The 26,564-nt window shown below is 60.1% G+C and carries 23 protein-coding genes; 10 read left to right on the top strand and 13 right to left on the bottom strand.

Annotation, left to right across the window (positions count from 1 at the left end; genetic code table 11):
* Positions 1 to 146: 146 nt before the first annotated feature.
* Together AC3ISI_RS14345 and AC3ISI_RS14340 are read right to left on the bottom strand one after the other, a co-directional pair.
* Positions 147 to 3,245, bottom strand: coding sequence for a multidrug efflux RND transporter permease subunit (locus AC3ISI_RS14345; protein ID WP_489337576.1), 3,099 nt, complete (start codon positions 3,243 to 3,245; stop codon positions 147 to 149).
* A gap of 15 nt (positions 3,246 to 3,260) precedes the next feature.
* Positions 3,261 to 4,418, bottom strand: coding sequence for an efflux RND transporter periplasmic adaptor subunit (locus AC3ISI_RS14340; RefSeq protein ID WP_489337575.1), 1,158 nt, complete (start codon positions 4,416 to 4,418; stop codon positions 3,261 to 3,263).
* A 293-nt stretch (positions 4,419 to 4,711) separates the two neighbouring features.
* Here AC3ISI_RS14340 and AC3ISI_RS14335 point away from each other — a divergent pair, with 293 nt between their 5' ends.
* Entirely contained in the window at positions 4,712 to 5,413 is a 702-nt protein-coding gene (locus AC3ISI_RS14335; RefSeq protein ID WP_489337573.1) for a response regulator, read from the top strand.
* A 4-nt stretch (positions 5,414 to 5,417) separates the two neighbouring features.
* A complete protein-coding gene (locus tag AC3ISI_RS14330) occupies positions 5,418 to 6,719 on the top strand; it encodes an ATP-binding protein (RefSeq protein WP_489337572.1) in 1,302 nt (433 codons plus the stop codon).
* 144 nt (positions 6,720 to 6,863) lie between these two features.
* On the opposite strand, the gene pncA is transcribed toward AC3ISI_RS14330, so the two are convergent.
* Genes pncA through AC3ISI_RS14310 form a run of 4 tightly spaced genes read right to left on the bottom strand, consistent with a single transcriptional unit; the run spans position 6,864 to position 9,405 of the window.
* Complete coding sequence (gene pncA / locus AC3ISI_RS14325) at positions 6,864 to 7,493, bottom strand: bifunctional nicotinamidase/pyrazinamidase (protein ID WP_489337571.1); 630 nt, start codon at positions 7,491 to 7,493, stop codon at positions 6,864 to 6,866.
* A 50-nt stretch (positions 7,494 to 7,543) separates the two neighbouring features.
* Positions 7,544 to 8,311, bottom strand: coding sequence for an anti-sigma factor family protein (locus tag AC3ISI_RS14320; RefSeq protein WP_489337570.1), 768 nt, complete (start codon positions 8,309 to 8,311; stop codon positions 7,544 to 7,546).
* Positions 8,308 to 8,805: an RNA polymerase sigma factor gene (locus AC3ISI_RS14315; RefSeq protein WP_489337715.1), complete on the bottom strand. Its 498-nt coding sequence runs from the start codon at positions 8,803 to 8,805 to the stop codon at positions 8,308 to 8,310. Before AC3ISI_RS14315 ends, AC3ISI_RS14320 begins: the two co-directional genes overlap by 4 nt.
* A 57-nt stretch (positions 8,806 to 8,862) precedes the next feature.
* Positions 8,863 to 9,405 carry a tetratricopeptide repeat protein gene (locus AC3ISI_RS14310; RefSeq protein WP_489337569.1) on the bottom strand — a complete coding sequence of 181 codons (543 nt, stop codon included), beginning with the start codon at positions 9,403 to 9,405 and terminating at the stop codon, positions 8,863 to 8,865.
* Positions 9,406 to 9,742: 337 nt separating this feature from the next.
* Here AC3ISI_RS14310 and AC3ISI_RS14305 point away from each other — a divergent pair, with 337 nt between their 5' ends.
* Both AC3ISI_RS14305 and nudC read left to right on the top strand, forming a co-directional pair.
* Complete coding sequence (locus AC3ISI_RS14305) at positions 9,743 to 10,555, top strand: crotonase/enoyl-CoA hydratase family protein (protein ID WP_489337568.1); 813 nt, start codon at positions 9,743 to 9,745, stop codon at positions 10,553 to 10,555.
* A gap of 6 nt (positions 10,556 to 10,561) precedes the next feature.
* Entirely contained in the window at positions 10,562 to 11,392 is an 831-nt protein-coding gene (gene nudC / locus AC3ISI_RS14300; protein ID WP_489337567.1) for an NAD(+) diphosphatase, read from the top strand.
* Here nudC and AC3ISI_RS14295 read toward each other — a convergent pair.
* Together AC3ISI_RS14295 and AC3ISI_RS14290 are read right to left on the bottom strand one after the other, a co-directional pair.
* A complete protein-coding gene (locus AC3ISI_RS14295; protein ID WP_489337566.1) occupies positions 11,360 to 12,139 on the bottom strand; it encodes a TSUP family transporter in 780 nt (259 codons plus the stop codon). The genes nudC and AC3ISI_RS14295 overlap by 33 nt on opposite strands.
* A gap of 254 nt (positions 12,140 to 12,393) precedes the next feature.
* A complete protein-coding gene (locus tag AC3ISI_RS14290) occupies positions 12,394 to 12,870 on the bottom strand; it encodes a nuclear transport factor 2 family protein (protein ID WP_489337565.1) in 477 nt (158 codons plus the stop codon).
* Positions 12,871 to 13,140: 270 nt separating this feature from the next.
* On the opposite strand from AC3ISI_RS14290, the gene pssA reads away from it, so the two are divergent.
* Positions 13,141 to 14,484 carry a CDP-diacylglycerol--serine O-phosphatidyltransferase gene (pssA, locus tag AC3ISI_RS14285; RefSeq protein WP_489337564.1) on the top strand — a complete coding sequence of 448 codons (1,344 nt, stop codon included), beginning with the start codon at positions 13,141 to 13,143 and terminating at the stop codon, positions 14,482 to 14,484.
* On the opposite strand, the gene AC3ISI_RS14280 is transcribed toward pssA, so the two are convergent.
* The 5 genes from AC3ISI_RS14280 to efeU form a co-directional block, all read right to left on the bottom strand.
* Positions 14,441 to 15,658, bottom strand: a complete 1,218-nt coding sequence (locus AC3ISI_RS14280) for an MFS transporter (RefSeq protein ID WP_489337563.1) — start codon at positions 15,656 to 15,658, stop codon at positions 14,441 to 14,443. The two genes, pssA and AC3ISI_RS14280, sit on opposite strands and share 44 nt — an antisense overlap.
* A 194-nt stretch (positions 15,659 to 15,852) precedes the next feature.
* Positions 15,853 to 16,677: an iron uptake system protein EfeO gene (gene efeO / locus AC3ISI_RS14275; protein ID WP_489337562.1), complete on the bottom strand. Its 825-nt coding sequence runs from the start codon at positions 16,675 to 16,677 to the stop codon at positions 15,853 to 15,855.
* A 24-nt stretch (positions 16,678 to 16,701) separates the two neighbouring features.
* Positions 16,702 to 17,997 carry an iron uptake transporter deferrochelatase/peroxidase subunit gene (efeB, locus tag AC3ISI_RS14270; RefSeq protein WP_489337561.1) on the bottom strand — a complete coding sequence of 432 codons (1,296 nt, stop codon included), beginning with the start codon at positions 17,995 to 17,997 and terminating at the stop codon, positions 16,702 to 16,704.
* An 18-nt stretch (positions 17,998 to 18,015) separates the two neighbouring features.
* The gene (gene efeO / locus AC3ISI_RS14265; protein WP_489337560.1) at positions 18,016 to 19,215 is read right to left on the bottom strand and encodes an iron uptake system protein EfeO; all 1,200 of its coding nucleotides are present in this window, start codon (positions 19,213 to 19,215) and stop codon (positions 18,016 to 18,018) included.
* Positions 19,216 to 19,223: 8 nt separating this feature from the next.
* Positions 19,224 to 20,063 carry an iron uptake transporter permease EfeU gene (efeU, locus tag AC3ISI_RS14260; RefSeq protein ID WP_489337559.1) on the bottom strand — a complete coding sequence of 280 codons (840 nt, stop codon included), beginning with the start codon at positions 20,061 to 20,063 and terminating at the stop codon, positions 19,224 to 19,226.
* Positions 20,064 to 20,337: 274 nt separating this feature from the next.
* Between efeU and AC3ISI_RS14255 the strand changes: the two genes are divergently transcribed.
* The 5 genes from AC3ISI_RS14255 (at position 20,338) to AC3ISI_RS14235 (ending at position 26,553) form a co-directional block, all read left to right on the top strand.
* Positions 20,338 to 21,354, top strand: coding sequence for an AraC family transcriptional regulator (locus AC3ISI_RS14255; RefSeq protein WP_489337558.1), 1,017 nt, complete (start codon positions 20,338 to 20,340; stop codon positions 21,352 to 21,354).
* A 278-nt stretch (positions 21,355 to 21,632) separates the two neighbouring features.
* Positions 21,633 to 23,297, top strand: coding sequence for an AMP-binding protein (locus tag AC3ISI_RS14250; RefSeq protein WP_489337557.1), 1,665 nt, complete (start codon positions 21,633 to 21,635; stop codon positions 23,295 to 23,297).
* Positions 23,298 to 23,313: 16 nt separating this feature from the next.
* Positions 23,314 to 24,075 (top strand): SDR family NAD(P)-dependent oxidoreductase, encoded by a 762-nt coding sequence (locus tag AC3ISI_RS14245; protein WP_489337556.1) that lies wholly within the window; start codon positions 23,314 to 23,316, stop codon positions 24,073 to 24,075.
* A gap of 11 nt (positions 24,076 to 24,086) precedes the next feature.
* Positions 24,087 to 25,280, top strand: coding sequence for an acetyl-CoA C-acyltransferase (locus AC3ISI_RS14240; protein WP_489337555.1), 1,194 nt, complete (start codon positions 24,087 to 24,089; stop codon positions 25,278 to 25,280).
* 145 nt (positions 25,281 to 25,425) lie between these two features.
* Entirely contained in the window at positions 25,426 to 26,553 is a 1,128-nt protein-coding gene (locus AC3ISI_RS14235; RefSeq protein WP_489337553.1) for an acyl-CoA dehydrogenase, read from the top strand.
* Positions 26,554 to 26,564: the final 11 nt, after the last annotated feature.

Below are 26,564 nucleotides of genomic sequence, written 5' to 3'. Positions count from 1 at the left end.
TGCAGCCGGCAACGCGATCGACTGTGGGAGCGAACCTGCTCGCGATGGCGGCTTAATAGCCGACATTGATGTTGAGTCTGATGGCCTCATCGTCGGAACGCCGCCCGGAGCCGGCTCGCTCCTACATTAGTGGATCTGTGTGGTGGTTAGATGTCCTTGTGCCGTTTGCGCACCAACTTCATCACCACCACAAAAAATACCGGCACAAACACCATCGCCAGCGTTGCCGTGATCATCCCGCCTATCACCCCCGTACCAATCGCTTGCTGACTCGCCGAGCTGGCCCCGGTGGCAATCGCCAACGGCACCACGCCGAGAATAAACGCCAGCGACGTCATCACAATCGGCCGCAGTCGCAACCGCGCGGCTTGCAACGTGGCGTCGATCAAGTCGTGGCCTTCGTCGTACAGGCTCTTGGCGAATTCAATGATGAGGATCGCGTTCTTCGCTGACAGGCCGATGATGGTGATCAGCCCGACCTTGAAAAACACATCGTTGGGCATCCCGCGAAGGGTCACTGCCAATACTGCGCCGAGCACACCCAGCGGCACCACCAGCAGCACCGAAGTCGGAATTGACCAGCTTTCATACAGAGCCGCCAGGCACAGGAACACGATCAGCAGCGACAGGCCGAGCAGAATCGGCGCCTGACTGCCGGACAAGCGTTCCTGCAACGACAACCCCGTCCATTCCTGACCCAATCCCGCCGGCCCCAGTGCAACCAGTCGCTCGATTTCCGCCATGGCTTCACTGGTGCTGTGGCCCGGCGACGGCTCGCCCGAAATGGCGACCGCCGGATAACCGTTGTAGCGGGTCAGTTGCGCCGGGCCCTGGGTCCATTTGGCCTTGACGAAGGCCGACAAGGGCACCATTTGTCCGGTGTTGTTGCGCACGTGCATCTTCAACAGGTCGGCCACCTGGCTGCGTTGATCGCCTTCGGCCTGCACCACCACACGCTGCATCCGTCCCTGATTGGGGAAGTCGTTGATGTAAGCCGAACCAACGGCGGTGGACAGCACGTTACCAATGTCGGCAAACGACACGCCCAGCGCGTTGGCTTGCTTGCGGTCGACGTCCAGTTGCACTAGCGGCGCTTCGGCCAAGGCGCTTTCGCGCACGTTCATCAGGATCGGGCTTTTTTCGGCAGCGGCGAGCAGTTCACTGCGGGCTTGCATCAGCGTGGTATGGCCAAGACCGCCACGGTCCTGCAAGCGGAACTCGAAGCCGCTGGAAGTGCCGAGACCGTCAACCGGTGGTGGCAACACGGAAAAAACCACGGCGTCCTTGATCTGACTCAGCGCGGCGTTGGCTCGGTCGGCAATCGAACTCGCTGAATCGTCACTGCTGCGATCAGACCAATCCTTGAGCGTGGCGAACGACAGCGCGGCGTTCTGCCCGCTGCCGGAAAAACTGAAGCCGAGAATAATCGTGCTGTCGCCGATGCTCGGTTCCGTGGCGTTATGCGCCTCAATCTGCTCAACCACCTGCACCGTCCGGTTCCTGCTTGCACCGGGTGGCAGTTGTATATCAGTGATGGTGTAACCCTGGTCCTCGACCGGCAGGAACGAGGAGGGCAGGCGACTGAAACACACCCCCAGTCCGATCAGCAGCACGCCATAGATCAGCAGGTAACGCCCGCTGCGTTTCAGTGCGTAGGCGACCCAGCCTTCATAACGTTCGGTCAAACGGTCAAAACCCCGGTTGAACCATCCGAAGAAACCGCTTTTGTCGTGATGCTCGCCCTTGGTAATCGGCTTGAGCAGCGTGGCGCACAACGCCGGGGTCAACGTCAACGCAAGGAACGCCGAGAACAGGATCGAGGTGGCCATGGACAACGAGAACTGGCGGTAAATCACCCCTGCCGAACCCTGCATGAAAGCCATCGGAATAAACACCGCCACCAGCACCAGCGTGATGCCGATGATCGCCCCGGTGATTTGCTTCATCGCCTTGCGCGTCGCTTCCTTGGGCGACAGGCCTTCAGTGACCATGATCCGCTCAACGTTCTCCACCACCACAATGGCGTCATCGACCAGAATACCGATGGCCAGCACCATGCCGAACATGGTCAGCACGTTGATCGAGAAGCCCAGCACCAACATCGTCGCGAACGTACCCATCAGCGCGACCGGCACCACCAGCGTCGGGATCAGCGTATAGCGGATGTTTTGCAGGAACAGAAACATCACCGCAAACACCAGCAGCATGGCCTCGCCAAGGGTGTAAACCACTTTGGTAATCGAGACTTTGACGAAGGGCGAGGTGTCGTAAGGGATCTTGAATTCCACGCCAGCCGGGAAGTAGCGCGACAGTTCGTCCATCTTCGCGCGCACCCGCGTGGCGGTGCTAAGGGCATTGGCACCGGGTGCCAGTTGCACGCTGACGGCGGTCGACGGTTTGCCGTTCAGGCGGGTAGAGAAATTGTAGTCCTGGCTGCCGATCTCGACCCGCGCGACATCGCCTATGCGCACGGTAGAACCATTTGGGTTGGCCTTGAGGACAATGTCGGCAAACTCTTGCGGCGTTGATAATTGGCCCGTCACCAAAATGGTCGCGGTGATTTCCTGTGTGGTGCGAGTCGGCAGGTCGCCAATGCTGCCGGCGGACACCTGGGCGTTTTGCGCGACTATGGCGGCGTTGACGTCGGCCGGGGTCAGGTTGAAACCGATCAGCTTCTGCGGATCGATCCAGATGCGCATGGCCCGTTCGGCGCCATACAACTGCGCCTTGCCGACGCCGTCCAGGCGCTTGATCTCGTTCATCACGTTGCGCGCCAGGTAATCGCTGAGCGCTACGTCGTCGAGTTTGCCGTCGCTGGAAGTGAGGGTGACCAGCAGCAGGAAACCGGCGGAAACTTTTTCTACCTGCAGGCCTTGCTGAATCACCGCCTGCGGCAGCCGCGACTCGACCACCTTGAGGCGGTTTTGCACATCAACCTGGGCCATTTCCGGGTCAGTGCCCGGTTGAAACGTGGCCTTGATGGTGGCGCTGCCAAGGCTGCTTTGCGACTCGAAATAAAGCAAATGATCGGCGCCGTTGAGTTCTTCCTCGATCAGGCTGACCACGCTTTCGTCCACTGTCTGTGACGAAGCGCCCGGATACGCGGCGTAAATTTCGATTTGTGGCGGTGCCACGTCGGGGTATTGCGCCACCGGCAACTGCGGAATGGCCAGTGCACCGGCCAGCAGCATGAACAACGCAACCACCCAGGCGAACACCGGGCGATCAATAAAGAACTGCGGCATAAAAAAGCGTCCTGCTTACTGACCAGAAACCTGGGCAAGTGGAAGAGGGGTACTGTCGATCTGGACCTGCTCACCGGGACGCGCGTGTTGCAGGCCTTCGATGACGATGCGGTCGCCAGGCTTGAGGCCGCCGGTAACGATCCAGCGATCGTCCTGCTCCGCGCCCAGTTCAACCGGTTGCAAGCCAACGCGCTCTTCGGCGTCGAGCAGCAACACTTGCGCAATACCGGCACTGTCCCGCTGGACGGCCCGTTGCGGCACGCTGATGCCTTGCTGGTTCACCGCTTGCTCCAAACGTACACGCACGAAGCTGCCGGGTAGCAAGTCGAACTCCGGGTTGGGGAATTCGCTGCGCAGGATGATCTGGCCAGTGCCGGGGTCCACGGTTATGTCGGTGAACAGCAGCTTGCCCGGGAGTGGGTAGAGGCTGCCGTCGTCCTGGATCAACGTCGCTTTGGCTTGACCCTGACCGACTTGCTGCAACTGGCCGGAGCGGAAGGCCCGGCGCAGGTTGTTGAGTTCGCGGGTCGACTGGGTCAGGTCAGCATGAATGGGATTGAGTTGCTGAATCAGCGCCAGTGGCGTGGTTTCGTTCTGCCCGACCAGAGCGCCTTCGGTCACCAGTGCGCGACCGATGCGGCCGGAAATGGGTGCGGTCACGGTGGCGTAACCAAGGTTGAGTTTCGCCCGCTCCACGGCGGCCTTGTTGGCGGCGACGTCGGCTGCAGTTTGCCGCACGTTGGCACGGGCGTTGTCGTAGTCCTGGCCGCTGATGGCATTGCCTTCAATCAATTGGGCATAACGCTGCTCTTGCAGCCGGGCCTGGAACGCATTGGCCTCGGCTTTGCGCAACGCCGCTTCGGCGCTGTCCAGATCCGCTTTGAACGGCGCCGGATCGATACGGAACAGCACGTCGCCTTTTTTTACATCGCTGCCTTCATTGAAGGTGCGTTGCAACACGACGCCGGCGACACGGGCGCGGACTTCGGCCATCCGTGGCGCAGCAATCCGTCCGCTTAATTCGCTGGTGATCGACAGCGGTCGGGCTTCGATGGTTTCTATACGCACGGTGGACAGCGGTGCCTGTTCTTCGGCGTTGGAGGGCTTGTCACAGGCGCTCAGCGTCAGCGCCAGTGCAAGCAGTCCGAACGCGGCAAGCAGATTCTTTGACATGGAAATACCCCAATATTGACCCCCCGCATCCTACGGGGCGCCGAGGAGGGTAGCGGTGAAGCTTTGTTGGTGCAGTGTGAAATTGTGTAAGGGTTTTACTCAGGCGGGGGTGAGGGCGTATATCCTTGGCGACTTGATATATTTTGCGACTGTTATGCCGTCATCGCGGGCAAGCCCGCTCCCATAGGGATCTGATGTGGACACAGAATCTGTGAACACCACCGGCCACTGTGGGAGCGGGCTTGCCCGCGATAGCGATCTATCAGTCGCCACTGCACTTTCTGGAACACCCCATGCCCGACATCCTCCTGGTCGAAGACGACTCCGCGCTCTCCGAACTGATTTCCAGCTACCTGGAACGCAATGGCTATTCAGTCAGCGTGATCAGCCGTGGTGACCACGTGCGTGAGCGCGCGCGGGTCAACCCGCCGGACCTGGTGATCCTCGACCTGATGCTGCCGGGCCTCGACGGTCTTCAAGTCTGCCGTTTGCTGCGCGCAGATTCGGCCACGCTGCCAATCCTGATGCTCACCGCCCGCGACGACAGCCACGATCAAGTCCTGGGCCTGGAAATGGGTGCCGACGACTACGTCACCAAGCCCTGCGAGCCCCGCGTATTGTTGGCACGCGTGCGCACGCTGTTGCGCCGCAGCAGCCTTGGTGAGCCGCAGACGGCCAACGACCGTATCCTAATGGGCAACCTATGCATCGACCTGTCCGAGCGCACCGTGACGTGGCGTGAGCAACTGGTCGAGCTGTCCAGCGGCGAGTACAACCTTTTAGTGGTACTGGCCCGACATGCCGGCGAAGTGCTGAGCCGCGACCAGATCCTGCAGCGCCTGCGCGGCATCGAATTCAACGGTACCGACCGCTCGGTGGATGTGGCGATTTCCAAGTTGCGGCGCAAATTCGACGACAACGCGGGCGAGGCGCGCAAGATCAAGACCGTATGGGGCAAGGGTTATCTGTTCAGCCGTTCCGAGTGGGAATGTTGAGACGATGTTCAGGATTCTGTTTCGCCTGTACCTGGTGACCATCGTTTCGTTCAGCGCGGCGATTTACCTGGTGCCAGACCTGGTGGTCAAAATTTTCCATGAGCGCTTCGTCACCTACAACCTCGACTATTCACGCGGCTTGCAAACCCTCATCGTCAAACAATTCCACGCCGTGCCCGAAGCGCAATGGCCGGCAATGGCGGTCGAGCTGGACAAGGATTTCGCCCCGCTACACATCGTTTTGACGCGCAATGATGATCCCGATTTCACCCTGTTCGAGCGCGAAAGCCTGCAGCGCGGCGAGAACGTGGTGCGCATCGGCGACTGGGGCTGGCGCACTTTGGCTGTGGCGCCGCTGAACCAGCAATTGGTCGTACAAATGGTTGTGCCGCCGGACCCAATGGACGTCAGCCTGTTGTACTGGAGCATCAACGTGCTGATCGGCGCGACCATGCTCGCGTGCCTGCTACTGTGGCTACGCCCGCACTGGCGCGACCTGGAACGCCTCAAAGGTACCGCCGAACGTTTCGGCAAAGGCCACTTGAGCGAGCGCACGCAGATTTCCCGACACTCCAACATCGGCAGCCTGGCTAACGTCTTCGACACCATGGCCGGCGACATCGAAAACTTGCTGAACCAGCAGCGCGACTTGCTCAACGCCGTGTCCCACGAACTGCGCACGCCTCTGACCCGCCTGGATTTCGGCCTGGCCCTGGCGCTGTCCGACGATTTGCCCGCGGCCAGTCGCGAGCGCTTGCAAAGTCTGGTCGCGCACATCCGCGAACTCGATGAATTGGTCCTGGAGTTGCTGTCCTACAGCCGCTTGCAAAACCCTGCCCAGTTGCCGGAGCAAGTTGAGGTATCGCTGGACGAGTTTATCGACAGCATTCTGGGGAGCGTTGATGAAGAACTGGAGTCGCCGCATGTCGTGATGGATGTGCGGCTTCATGGCCAACTCGAGCGCTTCGCGCTTGACCCACGCCTGACCGCCCGCGCAATTCAGAACTTGCTGCGCAATGCCATGCGTTATTGCGAAAATCGCATTCAAATTGGTGTGCAGGTATGTGCGAAGGGTTGTGAAATCTGGGTGGATGACGATGGGATCGGCATTCCCGATGACGAGCGAGAGCGGATCTTCGAACCGTTCTATCGGCTGGATCGCAGTCGGGATCGGGCTACGGGTGGGTTTGGCTTAGGGCTGGCGATCAGCCGTCGGGCACTGGAAGCGCAGGGTGGCACGCTGACCGTCGAACCGTCGCCGCTGGGCGGCGCACGGTTCCGTTTGTGGTTACCTACCCAATCCTGACGCATTCTTTGTAGCAGCTGCCGAGCCTGCGTAGCAGTCGTAAAACCTGAAAACGCGGTCCTCCTGAAAGACCACGTCACCTGATTTCACGACAGCTTCGCTGCCGGACGCAGCCTCGCGCTGCTCGACAGCTGCTACACAGGTTCAGCCCGGCACTTCGTTCGCTGAGATCAGCCCGACCCCCGCCACTTGCATCCGATCAATCGCTGCCGCCAACGAACCCTCAAGATCAATCGCGCGGCACGCATCCATCACCACAAACGCATTGAAACCGGCCGCCCGGGCATCCAGCGCCGAGAACATCACGCAGAAATCCAGCGCCAGTCCGACCAGGTAAACGGTGTCGACACCACGTTCTTTCAGATAGCCGGCCAAGCCTGTGGTGGTGGTTCGATCTGCCTCCAGAAACGCCGAATAACTGTCGATGTCCGGGTTGCAACCCTTGCGGATGATCAGTTGTGCGTGGGGCAGGGTCAGGTCCTTATGTAACTCGGCCCCGGCGGTGGCGCGCACGCAATGATCCGGCCAGAGCGTTTGCGCGCCGTAAGGCAGCTGAATCACATCATAAGGCTTGCGACCGGGATGGCTGGAAGCGAACGAGGCGTGTCCGGGCGGGTGCCAGTCCTGGGCGATGATCACCTGTTTGAAATGGCCGCCGAGACGGTTGATCAAAGGCACGATCACATCCCCCTCCGGCACCGGTAGCTGGCCGCCGGGAATGAAGTCGTTTTGCATATCGATGACTAGTAGGGCAGTGCGTGAATCAATTGGCATGAGTTGGTTCCTCCTTGGAAAATCTCAGGCCAAGCATAGTGGAACTTCACTCAAGCGCTAAGTCGCCCCCTCAATAACTTCGCCATGTCTTCGAGCTCCGCCGCCGGGTTGTGTCCGATCAGCATCCACGCGTGTTCCATGTCTGCCCAGTACACGACGTTCATGCCGTGCCGGCGCTCACGGGCGAAGTGTCGGCTGCCGCTATTGGAGAGCGTGACGCACAGCGCCATCGGGCCATTTGCCGGGTCCAGGTAGGTGATCTGGGCAATCGGCACACCATCGTATTCGAGGATTTGCGCGCGCTTGAACTCAGAGCGCGGCAAGATCAGCTTCGCGGGCGCAAGGTTCAGGCCCAGGCGCGTATCGATGGAGCGCAGTTGCGCAAGCTGGGTGGCTTCATCGCTGGGCAAGTGTTCCAGGGTTTCTGGCACATAGAGCGACATGTAATCTGCCACCAACCCGCGCCAATTGTTCTTTTCCTGACTTAATTGCCAGCCGAGGAACAAGCGGTCCGCCACCACGCTGGTGATTACCAACCCGGCCGCAGCCGCCAGAAACCAGCGACGATCCATCGACGGACGTTCAGGCGAAGGCAAGGTGTCGAGCATGGACTGCAAACGATCTATGGGCGCCTGTTGCGACAGTTGGGCAAAAGCGTCCTTGAACGGCAGGCTGCTGCGGGCCAGCCATTGCAGGCGTAGGTTGAGCGTCGAGTCTTCGGCGATGGCCGTGTCGATGCGAGTGCGTTGTTCGGCATCGAGTTGGTCGTCGAGATAGGCCACCAGTTGCTCGTCTGAGGGTGTGGCGCGATCGTTCATCGACGTTCTCCCGTGAATGGGTTCGGTACGGCATGCAGCGGTGGATATTCGGCCAGTTTTGTCCGAGCAGCGGCCAGCCGGCTCATGACCGTGCCAATGGGCACTTGCAGCAGCTCGGCGACTTCGCGGTACGACAAACCTTCGACGTACGCCAGGTACACCGTTTCGCGTTGGGCTTCGGGCAACGCGTCCACTCGCCGGATCACTTGAGCCGCGCGAACATGGGTTTGCGCCGCGTGCTCACCGTCAAACGACAACTGGCTTTCGGCATCCACCAAGCCCTGACCCTGGCGCACCCGCCGGGCGCGCACTTCGTTGAGCCAGATCGAATGCAGAATGCTCAGTAGCCAGCGGTCCATGCGCGTGTCAGGGTCAAACTGCCCGGCACGCTCAAGCGCCCGAACGCAGGTCGCCTGTACCAGGTCTTCGGCCACATGCCGTTGCCGGGACAGCAGCAAGCCATAGCGCCACAAACGCGCTAAATGCTGGCTCAGTTCTGCCCGTATTACCTGATCGCTGGCGATGGCGACCTCCGTCGTTCTATATCGGTGTCAGGTTTTCGATGAATGGATAATAGCCTCGGCCAGATCCTGGTATTCCTCGCAGGTGCTGCCGCAGATCGATTTGATGTGCTGCAACTGCTCCTGAGCCAGGTCCACTCGACCTTTGATCACATACGCTTCGCCGAGGTACTCGCGCACTTTCGCATACTGCGGGTCGAGTTTGACCGATTGCAGGTAGTAACCGATACCTTCGTCGGTGCGCCCCAGTTTACGCGTGGCGTAACCGCGATAGTTCAAGGCTTTGGCAGTATTCGGTTCTTTTAGCGTATCGAGCAAGGCCAAGGCTTCTTCGTAACGACCGTCTTTGGCTAGACGATAGGCGTAATTGGTGCGGTCGTCGTCCGGCACCAGATTATTGGTTTGCTTGAGGCATTTTTGAGATCTGGAGTCGAAGACCTGGCCTTTGGGGCAGTTGGGTTTGGCGGGCGCGTCATCGTCGCCATGGGCCAGGGCCAGCGAACTGGTCAGCGCAGCCGTCAGACAACCGGCAAGCAGCAGCGGGGCGGTGAAAACAGCAAAGCGCGCGTTCATGGGCAAGGCTCCAAGGGTTACGGGTTTCGGTTAAAACCACGATTTGTTTGGGTCATGAACTAAGAACACCGCAGTGAGAACAATTATTCATTTCTTTCTGGGGAACTTTTCAAGGAAAGTGCAAACCTTGTCGCTATGTTCGACAGCATTAGGGCCCGGGCGCTTTTTTGGTGGTGAAGGTCAGTTAGATAGGTATTGCGGCCAATCGCGGGCAAGCACAGTCGCAGGAGATCCAGAAGCCAGTCCCGCTTTTGGCCGAACCACTGCCTTACTAGCCCCACCCATGCCTTGTTATAGTCCGGGCCTCATTTTTTTGCCCGGTAAAAGGATCACTGCCATGTCTCAGTACACCGCGTTCACCGTCGAACTCGCCGACAACATCGCTCATGTGCAGATCAACCGCCCGGAAAAAATCAACTCGATGAACGCTGCGTTCTGGAGCGAGATCATCGAGATTTTCCAGTGGATCGATGACACCGACGAAGCGCGCGTCGTGGTCCTCAGCGGTGCCGGCAAGCATTTCTCCTCCGGCATCGATCTGATGATGCTGGCCGGCGTGGCCAATGAACTGGGCAAAGATGTAGGTCGCAACGCGCGCCTGCTGCGCCGCAAGATCCTCGCCCTGCAAGCGTCGTTTAATGCTGTCGACAATTGCCGCAAGCCCGTACTGGCGGCAATTCAGGGTTATTGCCTGGGTGGTGCCATCGACCTGATTGCCGCCTGCGACATGCGCTACGCCGCCCAAGACGCGCAATTCTCGATCAAGGAAATCGACATCGGCATGGCCGCCGACGTCGGCACCTTGCAACGCTTGCCGCGCATCATCGGCGACGGCATGCTGCGTGAACTGGCTTACACTGGTCGCACGTTTGGCGCCGACGAAGCGCGCACCATCGGATTGGTCAATCGCGTCTACAGCGACAACGCCAGCCTGCTGGATGGCGTCATGGGCATTGCCCGCGAGATCGCCAGCAAGTCGCCGATTGCAGTGACGGGCACCAAAGAAATGATCAACTACATGCGCGACCATCGCATCGACGATGGCCTTGAATACGTCGCCACCTGGAACGCCGCCATGCTGCAATCCACTGACTTGCGCGTGGCTATGGCTGCCCATATGAGCAAACAGAAACCCGAATTTCTGGATTGATTAAACATGACTTCACGCTGGACCACCGCAGTACTGGACACCGACCAACCCGGCGGCTGGGCCGTGGCCCGCAGCCCGGAAGGCTTCCTGTTCGATGACAATGGCGCGCTGTTCCCGCGTGAATGGCTCAAGCGCCAGGACTTGTCGATTCTCGCCGAACACGGCATCGGCCATCTGGACGGTGAGCCGGTCTATCTGCTGGAACTGCGCAGCGCCAGCGACGTGGCGGGTTGCAACTGGAAAGGTCTGCGGGCGTTCATGCTCGAAGGCGATCACACGGTGTACAAGGTGCTGGGTTATGCCGCGCAAATTGGCACCTGGTACCGTGAACATCGCTTTTGTGGCAACTGTGGTCAGGCGGCAACGCAAGTTCCACGTGAGCGGGCGATGTACTGCGAGCCGTGTGATTTGCGCTATTACCCGCGTATTTCGCCGAGCATGATCGTGCTGGTGACCCGTGGTGATGAAGTGTTGCTGGCCCGTTCGCCCCGTTTCGTCAGCGGGGTTTACAGTACGCTGGCAGGGTTTGCCGAGCCGGGCGAATCCGCCGAAGACTGCCTGATTCGCGAGGTACGCGAGGAAGTGCAGATTGAGGTAAAGAACATCCAGTATCTGGGCAGCCAGTGCTGGCCGTTCCCACACTCAATGATGCTGGGTTTCCATGCCGAGTACGCTGGTGGCGAGATTGTCTGTCAGGAAGACGAAATCGAAGACGCCCAATGGTTCAACGTTCACGCGCTGCCGCCGTTGCCGGCGTCGCGCTCGATTGCCCGTTACCTGATAGACGTTTATGTGGCGCGGCGCTTAGGCCACGCTGAACCAGTGTTGCCAGGCTAACCGCACGGTCAATCCCAGCACCACGGTGATGAACACTGGACGGATGAACTTCGCGCCGCCGCTGATGGCGGTGCGAGCCCCAAAGAATGCGCCGGCCATCACCGACACGCCCATGCTCAGGCCGATGATCCAGTCCACCTGTCCGGAAAACACAAACACCGACAGCGCCGCAATGTTGCTGACGAAGTTCATGCTGCGCGCCACGCCGCTGGCTTTCACCAGATCGATGGGGTACATCAGCAGGCTGCTGACGGTCCAGAACGCGCCCGTGCCGGGACCGGCCACGCCGTCGTAGAAACCGAGGCTGAAGCCTTGGGTCGATTGCCACTTTTTATTGATCGGTGCATCGCTGTCCAGGGGCGCTTTGGGGGTGCCGCCAAACAACAGATACACGCCGCAGGCGAAGACGATCACCGGGAGCATTTTGTTCAGCCATTCCGCCGGCAAGTAATGCGCGACGATGGCGCCGGTCAGTGCGCCGACAAGTGTGCCAACGATGGCGTGTACCCACTGCCGGGGATGGAACAGCTTGCGACGGTAGAAGGTAAAACTGGCGGTGGCCGAGCCGAAGGTCGAACTCAACTTGTTGGTGCCCAGTACCAAGTGCGGCGGTAGGCCTGCGGTCAGCAATGCCGGGGTGGTCAGCAGACCGCCCCCCCCGGCAATCGCGTCGATGAAACCGGCAATGAAGGCAACAAAGGCCAAAATGGCCAGGGTGGTGAGGTCAACGCTGAGTTCGAAAGGCATGGAATCGGCTTATTCGGCGGGGTGCAGGAAAGGGCTGCGGGGAAGGGGCGCTATCTTACCTAGATCCGACTTCTGCGGCGACCTGTCTGGCCTCATCACCAGCAGGCTGGCTCCCACATCAAATCTCTGCAGCACCACTGATTCCTGTGGGAGCGAACCTGCTCGCGATGGCTGAGTGTCAGTCAATACATCCAGTGACGGATGCACCGCGATCGCGAGCAGGCTCACTCCTACAGTTTTGTATTTAGGTGGATTTACAGACCGAGGTCGGACAGCCCAGGGTGATCATCCGGCCGGCGCCCCAGCGGCCAACGGTATTTGCGCTCGCTTTCCTTGATCGGCAGGTCGTTGATACTGGCAAACCGATTGGCCATCAGTCCGTTCTCGTCGAACTCCCAGTTTTCGTTGCCGTAGGATCGGAACCAGTTGCCCGAGTCGTCGTGCCATTCATAGGCATAACGCACGGCGATGCGGTTGCCGGTGAAGGCCCAGAGTTCCTTGATCAAGCGGTAATCCAGTTCCTTGGCCCATTTGCGGGTCAGAAAAGCTTTGGCTTCTTCGCGGTTGTTTGCGAACTCGGCGCGGTTGCGCCATTTAGTGTCAAGCGTGTAGGCCAGCGACACCCGTTCCGGGTCGCGGGAGTTCCAGCCGTCTTCGGCCAGACGAACTTTTTCGATGGCCGATTCGCGGGTGAAGGGCGGTAATGGCGGACGAACTTCAGCGTTAGGCATGTAAAGTCTCCCTGTAAAAGTAAAGTTCAAACACGTTGCTGGTCAGTTTGTTCATGTTGCAAACAGTAGAACGATCGTTCTCCTTGGTCAGCAGGAGTTTTCATCGCCTGTAATACCGCCATCGCGAGCAGGCTCGCTCCCGCAGGAGATATGTATACCAATATAGGAGCGAGCCTGCTCGCGATGGCGGTATTGCAGACGCTAACAAGACCCGAACCGATCCATGGTGTAAGCTCATGAATTCTTCGGATTCGACCCACTGCGAGCCCTATGCCGTCGCTTTTCAAACGCTCTCTGCTGCCCAAACTGCGCAGTTTTCCGCTGACCGCCGATGCCGTCACCATCCTTTCCGGCGCTGCCGAATTTCGTCGTTGCCTGCTGGAGAAAATCGCCCAGGCCACGCACCGCATCTATATAGTCGCGCTGTATCTGCAACAGGATGAAGCCGGCCAGGAAATTCTCGATGCCTTGCACGCCGCCAAACTCGCGCGTCCGGAACTGGACGTGGTCGTGGTGGTTGACTGGCTGCGTGCCCAGCGCGGCTTGATTGGTGCCGGCAAGCAACCTGGCAACTCGGCGTGGTATCAGGAAGCGACCCGCACCCACGCCAGTGAGGTGCCGGTGTATGGCGTGCCGGTGCAAACACGCGAACTGTTCGGCGTGCTGCATTTAAAGGGCTTTGTCATTGATGATTGCGTGATTTACAGCGGTGCGAGCCTGAACAACGTTTACCTGCACAAGTTCGACAAATACCGCTTCGACCGTTATCACGTATTGCAGAACCAGGCGCTGGCCAATTCGATGCAGCATCTGATTCAGCACGGCTTCATAGCGTCCAAAGCCGTGCACCGCCTCGACTTGCCGAACCTACCGACCACCCGCAGCCTGCGCCACGACATCGGCGACTTGCGTAGCCGACTCAAGCACGCGGCGTACGACACCACGGCGGGCACCACGTTGAAGGATGGTTTGTCGGTCAGTCCATTGCTCGGTGTGGGCAAGAATAATCCATTGAACCGGGTGATTTGCGAGTTGATCGCCAGCGCCCAGCACCACTTGACCATCTGCACACCGTATTTCAACCTGCCACTGGCGGTGACCCGGGAAATAAACCGGGCGCTGGGCCGCGGCGTGAAGGTCGACATTGTGGTCGGCGACAAGACCGCCAACGATTTCTACATCCCGCCGAGCGAGCCGTTCAAGGTGATCGCAGCGCTGCCGTACCTCTACGAGATCAGCCTGCGACGCTTTGCCAAAAAGCATCAGCACAGCATCGACAGCGGCAAGCTGAACCTGCATTTGTGGCGTGATGGCGACAACACCTATCACCTCAAAGGCATGTGGATCGACCAGCGCTATACCTTGCTGACCGGCAACAACCTCAACCCGCGGGCCTTCCGCCTTGACCTGGAAAACGCGCTGCTGATCGATGACCCGAAAGGCGAATTGCTGGAGCCGCGCAAGGCCGAACTGGTGGAGATTTTTCAGAACACCCAGCGCATCGAGCGTTACCAGGACCTCGAAACGCTGCTGGACTACCCGCCGGCCGTGGCCAAGTTCCTCACGCGCGTCAGTCGGGTGCGGATCGAACGGTTGCTCTATCGGATTCTGTAAGGCTCAACGCTGCCGGGGGCTTTGGCCACAGGGCCACCAGCAGCAGTAGCGCAGCGGCCACCAGATAGGGCAGGCGCGGTTCGAGGTCATAGATCAATGTGGCTGCCAATGGCCCGATGACCACGCCAAAACCTTGCGCAGCGCCGATGGAGCCCGCCGTCGCGCCTTGCTCTGAGGCGTCCACGGCGTTCGCTGCCAGCGCTGCGAATGACGGAAAGATCAGCCCCATCCCACCCGCCGACACGAAAAAGCACAGCCACAAGCCCCATGCGGTATTCGCCAGGATACTGCCGGCAAATCCCACGGACGCCACCAGTGCACCCGCGCGGATCAACCGCAGCGGCGGCCATTCCAGGCGGCGCACCACCAGTTGCGAACAGATCAACGCGAAACCGACCATGGTCAGGGCTATGCCTGCGGTTTGCGCAGCGTCGGCAGGACTCATGCCGAGTCGGTCGAGGGCGAAGAAACCGACGGTGATCTGCGCAATTGACACACACAACATCGCCACAAACGCGACCGCCATGGGCCGACGCAGGCGCGGATCATTCAGGTGCACCTTGCGCGGTACTTGCCGCAGGTGCAATTCCTGGCCCTTGAGCTTGAAGCGCAACACCAGAAAAGCCAGCAACGGCAGGACGGCCATGGCGTAGAACGGCAGACTCAAACTGAAACGCGAGAGCAACGCGGCGATGGCGGGCCCGATCACCAAGCCACAGGCGTTGGCGGCGCCCAATGCGGCCATGGCTTTGGCGCGATGCTGCGGTTCGATGTTGTCAGCGATCAGCGCATTTCCGCCTACCGGGATGGCCGCGTAGAACACTCCGATCAATCCGCGCCCGACCATCAAACCGATGAACCCCAATAGCGCCGACGGCAGAAAGCGCAATGACGCGTCGATGAACAGGCACAAGGCCCAATAGGCGAGGGTAAAACCGGCGGTGGCGATCAACAGAATGCGGCGCCGGCCATAGCGGTCGCTGGCCTGGCCCCACGGGCGGGCAAGCAGCATCCAGATCACCCCGGACACGGTCACCGCCGCACCGGCCTGCCACGTGGCAAGGCCCAGCACTCGGGCAATCGGGCCGATCAGCGAGACGAACGCCATCATCGACATGGAACAGGCCATGTTGGCCACCATTAATGGGCGCAGGTCGAAGGCGGGGGTGGTCATGGGTGAGTCTTCCGTGAGCTTTTGTTGTTTGCGGGGGATGGTAGCGCGGGTATGGGAGGGGCGGGGGGAATATCGGTGGTAGTGATAATGCCTTCGCGAGCAGGCTCGCTCCCACACTGGATTTGTGAACGACACAAACCCCCTGTGGGAGCGAGCCTGCTCGCGAAGGGGACAGCCCAGAAGCTATAAAAACCTCAGTTCAACCCGAGCTTTCCGCGCAACGTCGACAAATCTTCAGCCAACGTATTCACCGGCCCAACCAGCGCTTTACGGTCGCTCTCTTTCACCTTGTCATACGTTTCGAAACCACCCTCCTTGGTCTTGTACTTGGCCAGGATCTTGTCCACGGTCGCAAAGTTCTTGTCGACTTTGGCAATGAACGCCGGGTCTTGCTTCTCGATCTGCGGACGGAACAGGTCAACGATTTTCTTCGCGCCGTCGACGTTGCCCTGGAAGTCATACAGGTCGGTGTGGCTGTAACGGTCTTCTTCGCCGGAAATCTTGGTCGCCGCCACTTCTTCCAGCAACGCGGCCGCGCCGCCAACGACTTTTTCAGGCGGGAAGGTCAGGCCGGCCACGCGGGTTTGCAGGTCTTTGACGTCTTTATTCAGACCGTCCGCCAAGTCGCCCAAGCCCTGAGTGCTCTTTTCCGAGAACAGCGAGTACTCAATGCGGTGGAATCCGGTGAAATCTTCGGCTTTCACGCCTTTTTCGTGATCGTCGACTCGGGAGTCGATGGACGCGTCCAGGTCACTGAACAGTTCGGCAATCGGCTCGATCGACTCGTAGTAGACGCGAGTCGGGGCGTAGAGTTTTTGCGCAGTCGCCAGGTCGCCTTTTTTCACCGCGTCGGTGAACTGCTGGGTGTGGCTGGCCAGTTCGTCCAGTTGTTCGGTGACGTAGATCTTGTAGTCCGACACCGGCCCCACCAGGTCCAGCGGCGCGGTCGCCGCGAACGCTGAAAGCGGAGTGTTGAGCAAGCCTAGGGTCAGCAGCAAAGCGAGGGGCGACTTTTTCATGGGACGGTTCCGTGTTGGGAGTTGTTATGCGGTTATTGAATGTGTGGCGTCCAGCAGCGAGCGACCGATGAAGTCCTGGTCGCCCGTGACACCCGGCAGTGTGAAGAAGTAGCCACCGCCGACAGGCTTGAGGTATTCCTCCAACGGTTCGCCGTTCAGACGGGTTTGTACGGTGATGAAGCCTTTTTCCAGATCGGCCTGGTAGCAGATGAACAACAAACCCATGTCGAGCTGACCGTTCTTGCTCACGCCGTTGGAGTAGTTGAACGGCCGGCGCAGAATCAGGTTCGCCTGGCTCGCGGCGGTGCGGGGGTTGGCCAGGCGGATGTGCGCGTCGAGTTTGGTCAGCCTGCCTTCCGGGTCCTTGGTGTAGTCCGGGGCCTCGGTTTCATGGGCGCCGCCCATGGGCGCGCCGGTGCTTTTGACCCGTCCGAGGATGCTTTGCTGTTCCTGCAACGGCGTGCGGTCCCAGCGTTCAACGAAGTTGCGGATGATCCGCACCGCTTGATAACTGCCATTTGCCGCCCAGGCCGGTTCATCGCTGCCAGGCTGGACCCAGACGATGCTGTCCATGGCCTTGGCGTCGTTCGAGTTGGGGTTGGCCGAACCATCGCGGAAACCGAGGAAGTTGCGCGCGCTCTGTGCCGGAACACCCGGTTTCGCCGGGGCTTGCGGCGGCACACTGCCTTCCTGCTTCCAGCGCACCAGCAGCAAGTCCGGGAGGTTTTTCACGATGTCGCGCAGGGCGTGGATGTTGGTGTCAGTGGTGTTGGAACAGAACTGCAAGCTCAAGTCGCCGTGGCAGCAGTCGGCCTCCAGCGCATCGTTGGGAAAACCGACCATGCGGATCAACCGCTTGGGTTTGACGTTGGCCAGACCGAAGCGCTCATCGAACAGCGACTCGCCCACCGAGACGGTGATGGTCAAGTTGTCCGGGGTTACCACCGGGCCGAGAATCCCGGAATCCACCGGCGGCAGTTTCGGATCGACCTGCGTTACGGGGCCGCCCTTCATCAAAAACGCGATCCGCTGGTTGAGGGTACGGAACAGCCGCTCCAGATCTTCGCGATCACTGGCCAACACATCAAACGACACCAGCATGCCGGACGCCGGGCGCGGGGTGATGATGCCGGTCTGGTGTTTGCCGTGGAAGGCGTGGCGGTCTTCGGTCTTGTCGCTGCTCGGCGCTTCGGTGACTTGCGCGGGGCTGGCGGCCATGACCGGGCAGCTCAATGCCGTGCCGGCCAGCGCCACGCCGGCAGCGCCCATGCCCATCAGGATCCGGCGACGCTGGAGGTTGAATTGCTCTGAATCGTTCATCTGAATGTCGTCTTCTGCTTACAGGCCGGAGAGGCCAAGGGCGGGATCGATGGCGTCGAGTGTGTCGGCCAGTGCCAGCGCCTTGTCGGCGAGCTGTTTACGCTGCTCGGCACTGACGCTGTCATAGCTTGTGTAGCCATCGTTGACCTTGAAGCCACTGAGTTCGGCTTCGAAGGCGGCGAGGGCGCTGTCGACCTTCGGCAACAACTCCGCGGCGGATTGGGTCAGCATTGGTCGCAACAAGTCGACAACCTTGCGAGCGACGTCGAGGTTGGCGGCAAAACCGTTCAGGTCGGTGTGGCTGTAGCGTTCTTCTTCACCGCTGCTGGCGCGCACATCGGCGAGGGTGTTGAGGTTGCGCACCACAATGCTTACCAGTTGTTCCGGTGGCAGCGGCTCGGCCAGCAGTTGCTGTTTGAGCGTGGTGACATCGCTGGTCAGGCGTTGCGCAACCGGCGTCAAACCGTCGAGGTTGCGTTGTTGGAACAGCGCATATTCCAGGCGATGGAAGCCGACGAAGGCCGGGTCCTGCTCGCGTTTTTCGAAATAGTCGGCGCGGGCGTTGATCGCATTGTCCAGTTCGGCCAGGCGCTGGGCGGCCGGGGCGATGCGTTGATAGGCGGCACGGGCCGGCGCGTACAAAGCTTGCGCCTGGCTCAGGTCGCCGGTCTCGATGGCTTGCTCAAGCGCAATGACGGCTTTGATCAGCGCAGTGCTCTGGCTGCTCAGGTAAACGCGAAACTCCGAGAGCGGCCCAATAAATGCGACCATCGACGGTTTGGCCTTGGCAGCGGCGTCGGACGCGGCGGTCGGGGTCACGTGCAAGGTGCCGCGCGGGTTGCTGAGCAAACCACAGGTGATGGTGTAGTCGCCGGGCGCAAGGTTGGCGTTGATCACTTGGCTCAGGCCCGGCGCGATGTTCTCGCGCTCTTCGAGGACCAGCACGCCGTCGAGGATTTCCCATTCAACGGCCCGGTCCGAGCGGTTGACGATGCGGAAACTCGCGCGACCGGCCGGGACCGTCAACGTGTTCGGCTCGCAGCTGTGCGGGTGAATGTTCACCACGACGTCGTCATGGTTGGCCTGGCGCTTGGCGGCGGCCATTTTCGAGGCGTAGTAGAACAGGCCGCCGGCAGCGATCATCACGATCACCGAACCGGCCACCGCCCAGCGCAAGGCCTTGGACGGTGCGGCGACGGTAGAAGTAGGCGTTGACATGAAAGCCCTTACTGACTGGAAACGGAAGAAGACTGTTTGGTTGGCGCCGACGCAGGGAGGAAAAACATCACCAGCGCCACCACCAGGTAAAACAGATAAGCGCCCAGAGTGCTGACGGTTGGTGCGTCCTGATAGCCGAACATGCCCGCCAGTACCGAGCCCAGCGGGCCGTCCATTGGTAGCGTGGCGCTGAAATCGAACAGTACGGTTTGCAGGTGATTCCACAGCCCGGCCTCATGCAGCGCCTGCACTGAGTTGGCGAGGATGCCGGCGGCGACCACCAGGATGAACAACCCGGTCCAGCGGAAAAACGCGCTGAGGTTCAGGCGCATGCTGCCGGTGTAAATAAGGAAACCGATGACGATGGCCAGGACCAGGCCGAGCAGGGCGCCGATGGGCGCGGCGGGGCCTTCGCTCTGTTGGAACACCGCAAGCAGGAAGAACACTGTCTCCAGGCCTTCCCTGGCCACAGCGAAAAACACCATGGCGATCAGCGCGATGACCTGATGCTTGGAACCGGTCAGCGCGTGATCGAGGGAGACGTGCAGCGAGTGCTTGATCGAACGCGCCACTTTACGCATCCAGAACACCATCGAACTGAGAATGCCAACGGCCACCAGACCGACCACGCCTTCGAACAGCTCTTGTTGTTTTTGCGGGAATTCGGCACTGACCAGCTCCAGGCCACCGCCCACCAACAGGGCCAGAGCCGCAGCGAGGAACACACCGATCCACACGGCGGGCATCCACTGGCCACGGCCGGTTTGCTTGAGGTAGCTGGCGATGATGCCAACGATCAACGCGGCTTCAATGCCTTCGCGCAGCATGATCAGGAAAGGGACGAGCATTCAGCACCGGGTCGGAATCAGTAGGGTGCTAATTTGTAACATAATGACACTCATTCCCATATGGGGTTGATTGCCATTTACCTGAACCTAGCCTGAACGAGCCTGAACATCACCCCGCCCTTTGAGGAGCGAGGCTTGCCAGCGATGAACGATTACACGGTTTCAGGGTAAGACCGAGTTGCCTGCTTCGCGGGCAAGCCTCGCTCCTGCAGGATGGGGTCGCGGTGCGGTAAGATGCCCGCACTCAAATAAACAACAAGGCTCTCCGCGCTCAATGTCGGAAAAAGACACCATCTCCATTCAACTGGTGCGCGAAGCGCTGCTGCAAAGTTGCGCCCCCGGCCAGGCCACCGATGAGGTGTTGAACAAAGTCGGTATCGATCCGGCGCTGCTGCAAACCCCCGATGCCCGCGTCCCGGCCACCGCGTATGCGCGGCTCTGGCGTTTGCTGGCCCGGCGTGGCGACGACGAGTTTTTTGGCATGGACCCGCGCAAGCTCAAGCCCGGCAGCCTCGCGTTTCTGTGCAGTTGCTCAATGGTCCAGCCGAGTCTCGCCGCGGGCCTGAGTACGGGCCTGCGTTTTCTGTCATTGATGCTTGAAAACCTGCCCGCTCAGTTGGTTCGCCAGCAAAGCCTGGCCGAAATCGTGCTGCTGGAAGACGATCAGGACCCGCGTCGCGCCTTCACCTATTTCACTTACTGGATGATTGTTCATGGCGTTGCCTGCTGGCTGGCGGGGCGGCGAATACCAATCCTGGCCGTAGAATTACGCTGCGCAGCGCCGGATTTTTGTGATGACTATCAGGTGATGTTCTCCGAGAACCTGCGCTTTGACCGCCCGCGCACCCGGATGATTTTCTCGGCCGAGTGCCTGGATTTGCCGATCAAGCGCAGCGTTGAAGAACTCAAGCGTTTCCTGGCTCATGCGCCAGCCAATATCCTGGTCAAGTACCGTGCCCCAGAGAGCCTGGCGAGCCGCATCAAACACGATCTGCGGCAACTCCCAGCCGCACAGTGGCCCGAAACCGAGCCTCTGGCGCAGCAACTGTGCATGTCGGCCTCGACCTTGCGCCGACGATTGGCGGAGGAAGGGCAAACCTATCAAGGGCTCAAGGACAGTGTGCGCAAGGAACTGGCGATTGTCTGGCTGGCTGAGCCGAGTATCAGCTTCGCCGAGATCGCGACGCGGTTGGGGTTTGCCGATGCGAGTTCGTTCTACAAGGCGTTTCGAAAGTGGGCGGGGTCGAATCCAGGGCATTACCGCAGTTTGATTCTGAACGAAGTGCACTGATTCGGATTATGGGTCGACTGGACAGACGCCATCGCGAGCAGGCTCGCTCCCACAGTGGTTTTGTGGTGTGAACACACTCTACGCAACACCGACATCCCCTGTAGGAGCAGGCTTGCCCGCGAAGGCGTCCGCCCAAGCACCACGTTTCTCAAATTTTGGCCAAACCAGTCAAGCAACTTGATAACTTTGACCATTGCCCCGTTCTACGCACGGAGCGAGTATTTCTCTGGTTTTTACGGTTCCCCCAAACCTAATAAAAATACAAAGGGATTCTGGCAATGCGCGATTACTTGTCTGCTTCATCTCAGTTCAATTATCAGCACACCGTCGACGCCGCACTCAGCGGTTCGCTGCAAGCGCTCAACGCCTGTGTCGAGTGTTGCGACCGCCATGCCTTGCCAGGGCGCATTGCGCTGTTCTGGGAAGGTCGCGATGGCGCCAGCGCTACGTACACCTTCAGCGACTTGCAGGACAAAGCCGCACGTCTTGCCAATTTCCTGCTGTCCCAAGGGGTGAAAAAAGGCGACAAGGTTGCCGGTCTTTTGCCACGTAACATCGAATTATTGATTACCGTGTTTGCCACCTGGCGCATTGGCGCGGTGTATCAGCCACTGTTTACCGCGTTCGGTCCGAAAGCCATCGAACACCGTCTCAGCAGTTCCGCTGCCAAAATTGTGGTGACCGATGCGGTCAATCGCTCGAAACTCTCTGAAGTGGCCGACTGCCCGACCATCGTCACGGTCGGTGGCGCCAAGGGTCAGGGCATCGTTCGCGGTGACTTCAGTTTCTGGGCCGAACTGGCCAATTATTCCGCCGACTGCGAACCGGTGCTGCTGACCGGCGAAGACCCGTTCCTGCTGATGTTCACCTCGGGCACCACCGGCCCGTCGAAAGCGTTGCCGGTGCCACTCAAAGCCATCGTCGCGTTCCAGAGCTACACCCGCGACGCTGTGGATTTGCGCCCTGAAGACGCGTTCTGGAACGTCGCCGATCCGGGCTGGGCCTACGGCATCTATTTCGGCGTCACCGGGCCCCTGTCAATGGGCCATCCGATCACCTTTTACGATGGCCCATTCACCCTCGAAAGCACCTGCCGGGTGATCAATAAGTACGGGATCACCAACCTCACCGGTTCACCGACCGCTTACCGTCTGCTGATCGCGGGCGGCGACGAGTTTGCCAAATCGATCAAGGGCAAGCTGCGCATCGTCAGCAGCGCCGGCGAGCCGCTGAACCCGGAAGTGATCCGCTGGTTTGCCGATAACCTCGGCGTGGTCATCCACGACCATTACGGTCAGACCGAACTGGGCATGGTCCTGTGCAACCACCACGCACTGGAACATCCGGTCCACGTCGGTGCTGCGGGCTTTGCTTCTCCTGGCCACCGTATCGTGGTGCTGGACGACGAATACCAGGAACTCGGTGTCGGCCAGCCAGGCATTCTGGCCATCGACCGCACCCAGTCACCAATGTGCTGGTTCAACGGCTATGAAGGTGCGCCGACCAAAGCGTTCGTCGGCGACTATTATTTAAGTGGCGACACTGTGGAGTGGAACCCGGATGGCAGCATCAGCTTCGTCGGTCGCAGCGATGATGTGATCACCACGTCCGGCTACCGCGTCGGCCCGTTCGACGTGGAAAGTGCGTTGATCGAACATCCGGCCGTGGTCGAGGCGGCCGTCGTCGGCAAACCCGATCCGGAGCGCACCGAGCTGGTCAAAGCCTTCGTCGTGATCTGCTCGCAATACCGCGCCACACCGGAGCTGGCCGAAGAACTGCGCCAACATGTGCGTAAGCGTCTGGCGGCGCATTCCTATCCTCGTGAAATTGAATTTGTCAGCGAGTTGCCGAAAACCCCAAGCGGCAAATTGCAACGCTTTATCTTGCGCAACCAGGAAATCGCCAAGGCTCAAGAGGCCGCAGCGAAGAACGTTTCAGCTTGAATCCAAGGAAACAATGATGCAGATCGAAAACAAGGTTTTTCTCGTCACTGGCGGTGCTTCCGGCCTGGGTGCTGCCACCGCTGAAATGCTGGTCGCAGCCGGCGCCAAAGTGATGCTGGTGGACATGAATGCCGAGGCCGTGGCGGCGCAGGCCCAGCGGTTGGGCGCGCAAAGCGTGGTCGCGGACATCAGCAACGAAGCGGCAGCGGAAGCGGCGGTGCAGGCGACGGTCAAAGCCTTCGGTGGCCTCAATGGTCTGGTCAATTGCGCCGGCATCGTGCGGGGCGAGAAAATCCTCGGCAAGAACGGCCCGCATGCATTGGCCAGTTTCAGCCAGGTAATCAACGTCAACCTGATCGGCAGCTTCAATATGCTGCGCCTGGCCTCGGCGGCTATCGCTGAAACCGAACCGGACGCCGACGGCGAACGCGGCATTATCCTCAACACTGCCTCGGCTGCGGCCTACGATGGCCAGATCGGCCAGGCCGCTTACGCCGCGTCCAAAGGTGCGATCGTCAGCCTGACCTTGCCTGCCGCCCGTGAACTGGCGCGCTTTGGCATCCGCGTTATGGCCATCGCTCCGGGTATTTTCGAAACGCCAATGATGGCCGGCATGACCCAGGAAGTGCGCGATTCGCTGGCCGCTGGCGTGCCATTCCCGCCGCGCCTGGGCAAACCCGGCGAGTACGCCGCGCTGGTCCGGCATATCATTGAAAACAGCATGCTCAACGGCGAGGTGATCCGTCTCGACGGTGCCTTGCGCATGGCCGCCAAGTAAGGAGATTCGTCATGACTATTGCCAACGACCCCATTGTTATCGTCAGTGCCGTCCGCACCCCGATGGGTGGTTTTCAGGGCGAACTGAAAAGCCTCAGCGCACCACAACTCGGCGCTCTGGCCATCCGCGCCGCCGTCGAGCGCGCCGGCATCAACGCCGAATCGGTCGAAGAAGTGCTGTTCGGCTGCGTACTGTCCGCCGGCCTCGGCCAGGCGCCGGCGCGCCAGGCTGCACTGGGCGCTGGGCTGGATAAATCGACTCGTTGCACCACGTTGAACAAGATGTGCGGTTCGGGAATGGAAGCGGCGATTCTGGCCCACGACATGCTGGTGGCCGGCAGCGCGGACGTGGTGGTGGCGGGCGGCATGGAAAGCATGTCCAACGCGCCGTACCTGCTGGACCGCGCACGTAGCGGCTATCGCATGGGTCATGGGCGTGTGCTCGATCATATGTTCCTCGACGGTCTAGAAGATGCCTACGACAAGGGCCGCCTGATGGGTACCTTTGCCGAGGATTGCGCCGAAACCAACGGTTTCACCCGTGAAGCGCAAGACGCTTTTGCCATCGCCTCGACCACCCGCGCACAGCAGGCGATCAAGGACGGCAGCTTCAAGGACGAGATCGTCCCGGTGTCAGTCATGGTCGGTAAGGAGCAGGTGCTGATCAGCAACGATGAACAGCCGCCGAAAGCCAAACTGGACAAGATTGCTTCGTTGAAACCGGCGTTCCGCGATGGCGGCACGGTCACGGCAGCGAACTCCAGTTCCATTTCTGATGGCGCGGCGGCCCTAGTGTTGATGCGCCGTTCCGAGGCCGAGAAACAAGGGCTGAAACCGCTGGTAGTGATTCACGGTCACGCGGCGTTTGCCGACACCCCGGGCTTGTTCCCGGTGGCGCCAGTGGGCGCGATCAAGAAGCTGATGAAGAAAACCGGCTGGTCGCTGGACGAAGTTGAGCTGTTCGAAGTCAATGAAGCGTTCGCCGTGGTCAGTCTGGTGACCATGAGCAAACTGGAAATCCCACACGAGAAGGTCAACGTTCACGGCGGTGCATGCGCCTTGGGCCATCCGATTGGTGCGTCGGGTGCGCGTATTCTGGTGACCTTGCTCTCGGCCCTGCGCCAAAAAGGCTTGAAACGCGGCGTTGCAGCAATCTGCATCGGCGGCGGCGAAGCCACGGCCATGGCGGTTGAATGCCTGTACTAAACGGCGCACCAACCCCTGTGGGAGCGAGCTTGCTCGCGATGAGGCTGTGTCAGTCGCCATCAATGTTGAATGACATACCGCTATCGCGAGCAAGCTCGCTCCCACAGGTTCTGTGCCTTCAGGCTAAATTACTTAAGGACTTGGCATGATTCCCAATGACGAACAACTGCAGATCAGCGAAGCGGCCCGGCAGTTTGCCCAGGAACGGTTGAAACCGTTCGCCGCCGAGTGGGATCGCGAGCACCGATTCCCCAAGGAAGCCATCGGTGAAATGGCCGAACTCGGCTTCTTCGGCATGTTGGTGCCTGAGCAGTGGGGAGGGTGCGACACCGGTTATCTGGCCTACGCCATGGCCCTGGAAGAAATCGCCGCCGGCGACGGTGCGTGCTCGACCATCATGAGCGTGCATAACTCGGTGGGTTGCGTGCCGATCCTCCACTACGGCAACGACGATCAGAAAGAGCGCTTCCTCAAGCCCTTGGCCAGCGGTGCGATGCTCGGCGCCTTTGCCCTGACTGAGCCGCAGGCCGGGTCCGACGCCAGTGGTCTGAAAACCCGCGCGCGGCTGGAGGGCGATCACTACGTGCTCAATGGCTGCAAGCAGTTCATCACCTCCGGGCAAAACGCCGGGGTGGTGATTGTGTTTGCGGTGACGGACCCGAGCGCCGGCAAGCGTGGCATTACCGCGTTGATCGTGCCGACCGATTCGCCAGGCTATAAAGTCGCCCGCGTCGAAGACAAACTCGGTCAGCACGCGTCCGACACCTGCCAGATTCTGTTTGAAGACGTTAAAGTCCCGGTCGAAAACCGTCTGGGCGAAGAGGGGGAAGGTTACCGAATCGCCCTGGCCAACCTTGAAGGCGGCCGCGTCGGTATCGCTTCGCAATCGGTGGGCATGGCCCGCGCAGCGTTCGAAGCGGCCCGTGATTACGCCCGTGAGCGCGAGAGTTTCGGCAAACCGATCATCGAACACCAGGCGGTTGCGTTCCGTCTGGCCGACATGGCCACGCAAATTGCCGTGGCCCGGCAGATGGTGCATTACGCGGCGGCATTGAGGGACAGCGGCAAACCGGCACTGGTCGAAGCTTCCATGGCCAAGCTGTTTGCCTCGGAAATGGCTGAAAAGGTGTGCTCCTCGGCGTTGCAAACTCTCGGCGGTTACGGTTATCTCAACGACTTCCCGCTGGAGCGGATCTACCGCGACGTGCGGGTCTGCCAGATTTACGAAGGCACCAGCGATATTCAGCGCATGGTCATTTCGCGCAATTTATAAGAAGGAGTCCA

The sequence above is a fragment of the Pseudomonas sp. GL_139_B genome (assembly GCF_057834475.1).
Note: the sequence above shows the minus strand (reverse complement) of the source record. Positions and strands in the feature narration are given on the sequence as shown.

Bases quoted from the DNA above. Each gene is read 5' to 3' on its own strand.
- AC3ISI_RS14320 (WP_489337570.1), bottom strand. From the start codon at position 8,311: ATGAACGATCGCGCCACACCCTCAGACGAGCAACTGGTGGCCTATCTC.
- AC3ISI_RS14330 (WP_489337572.1), top strand. From the start codon at position 5,418: ATGTTCAGGATTCTGTTTCGCCTGTACCTGGTGACCATCGTTTCGTTC.
- AC3ISI_RS14255 (WP_489337558.1), top strand. From the start codon at position 20,338: ATGTCGGAAAAAGACACCATCTCCATTCAACTGGTGCGCGAAGCGCTG.
- pncA (WP_489337571.1), bottom strand. From the start codon at position 7,493: ATGCCAATTGATTCACGCACTGCCCTACTAGTCATCGATATGCAAAAC.
- AC3ISI_RS14335 (WP_489337573.1), top strand. From the start codon at position 4,712: ATGCCCGACATCCTCCTGGTCGAAGACGACTCCGCGCTCTCCGAACTG.
- AC3ISI_RS14290 (WP_489337565.1), bottom strand. From the start codon at position 12,870: ATGCCTAACGCTGAAGTTCGTCCGCCATTACCGCCCTTCACCCGCGAA.
- AC3ISI_RS14345 (WP_489337576.1), bottom strand. From the start codon at position 3,245: ATGCCGCAGTTCTTTATTGATCGCCCGGTGTTCGCCTGGGTGGTTGCG.
- AC3ISI_RS14240 (WP_489337555.1), top strand. From the start codon at position 24,087: ATGACTATTGCCAACGACCCCATTGTTATCGTCAGTGCCGTCCGCACC.
- AC3ISI_RS14340 (WP_489337575.1), bottom strand. From the start codon at position 4,418: ATGTCAAAGAATCTGCTTGCCGCGTTCGGACTGCTTGCACTGGCGCTG.
- efeB (WP_489337561.1), bottom strand. From the start codon at position 17,997: ATGAACGATTCAGAGCAATTCAACCTCCAGCGTCGCCGGATCCTGATG.
- AC3ISI_RS14235 (WP_489337553.1), top strand. From the start codon at position 25,426: ATGATTCCCAATGACGAACAACTGCAGATCAGCGAAGCGGCCCGGCAG.
- AC3ISI_RS14310 (WP_489337569.1), bottom strand. From the start codon at position 9,405: ATGAACGCGCGCTTTGCTGTTTTCACCGCCCCGCTGCTGCTTGCCGGT.
- efeO (WP_489337562.1), bottom strand. From the start codon at position 16,677: ATGAAAAAGTCGCCCCTCGCTTTGCTGCTGACCCTAGGCTTGCTCAAC.
- AC3ISI_RS14245 (WP_489337556.1), top strand. From the start codon at position 23,314: ATGCAGATCGAAAACAAGGTTTTTCTCGTCACTGGCGGTGCTTCCGGC.
- efeO (WP_489337560.1), bottom strand. From the start codon at position 19,215: ATGTCAACGCCTACTTCTACCGTCGCCGCACCGTCCAAGGCCTTGCGC.
- nudC (WP_489337567.1), top strand. From the start codon at position 10,562: ATGACTTCACGCTGGACCACCGCAGTACTGGACACCGACCAACCCGGC.
- pssA (WP_489337564.1), top strand. From the start codon at position 13,141: ATGCCGTCGCTTTTCAAACGCTCTCTGCTGCCCAAACTGCGCAGTTTT.
- AC3ISI_RS14305 (WP_489337568.1), top strand. From the start codon at position 9,743: ATGTCTCAGTACACCGCGTTCACCGTCGAACTCGCCGACAACATCGCT.
- AC3ISI_RS14280 (WP_489337563.1), bottom strand. From the start codon at position 15,658: ATGACCACCCCCGCCTTCGACCTGCGCCCATTAATGGTGGCCAACATG.
- AC3ISI_RS14250 (WP_489337557.1), top strand. From the start codon at position 21,633: ATGCGCGATTACTTGTCTGCTTCATCTCAGTTCAATTATCAGCACACC.
- efeU (WP_489337559.1), bottom strand. From the start codon at position 20,063: ATGCTCGTCCCTTTCCTGATCATGCTGCGCGAAGGCATTGAAGCCGCG.
- AC3ISI_RS14295 (WP_489337566.1), bottom strand. From the start codon at position 12,139: ATGCCTTTCGAACTCAGCGTTGACCTCACCACCCTGGCCATTTTGGCC.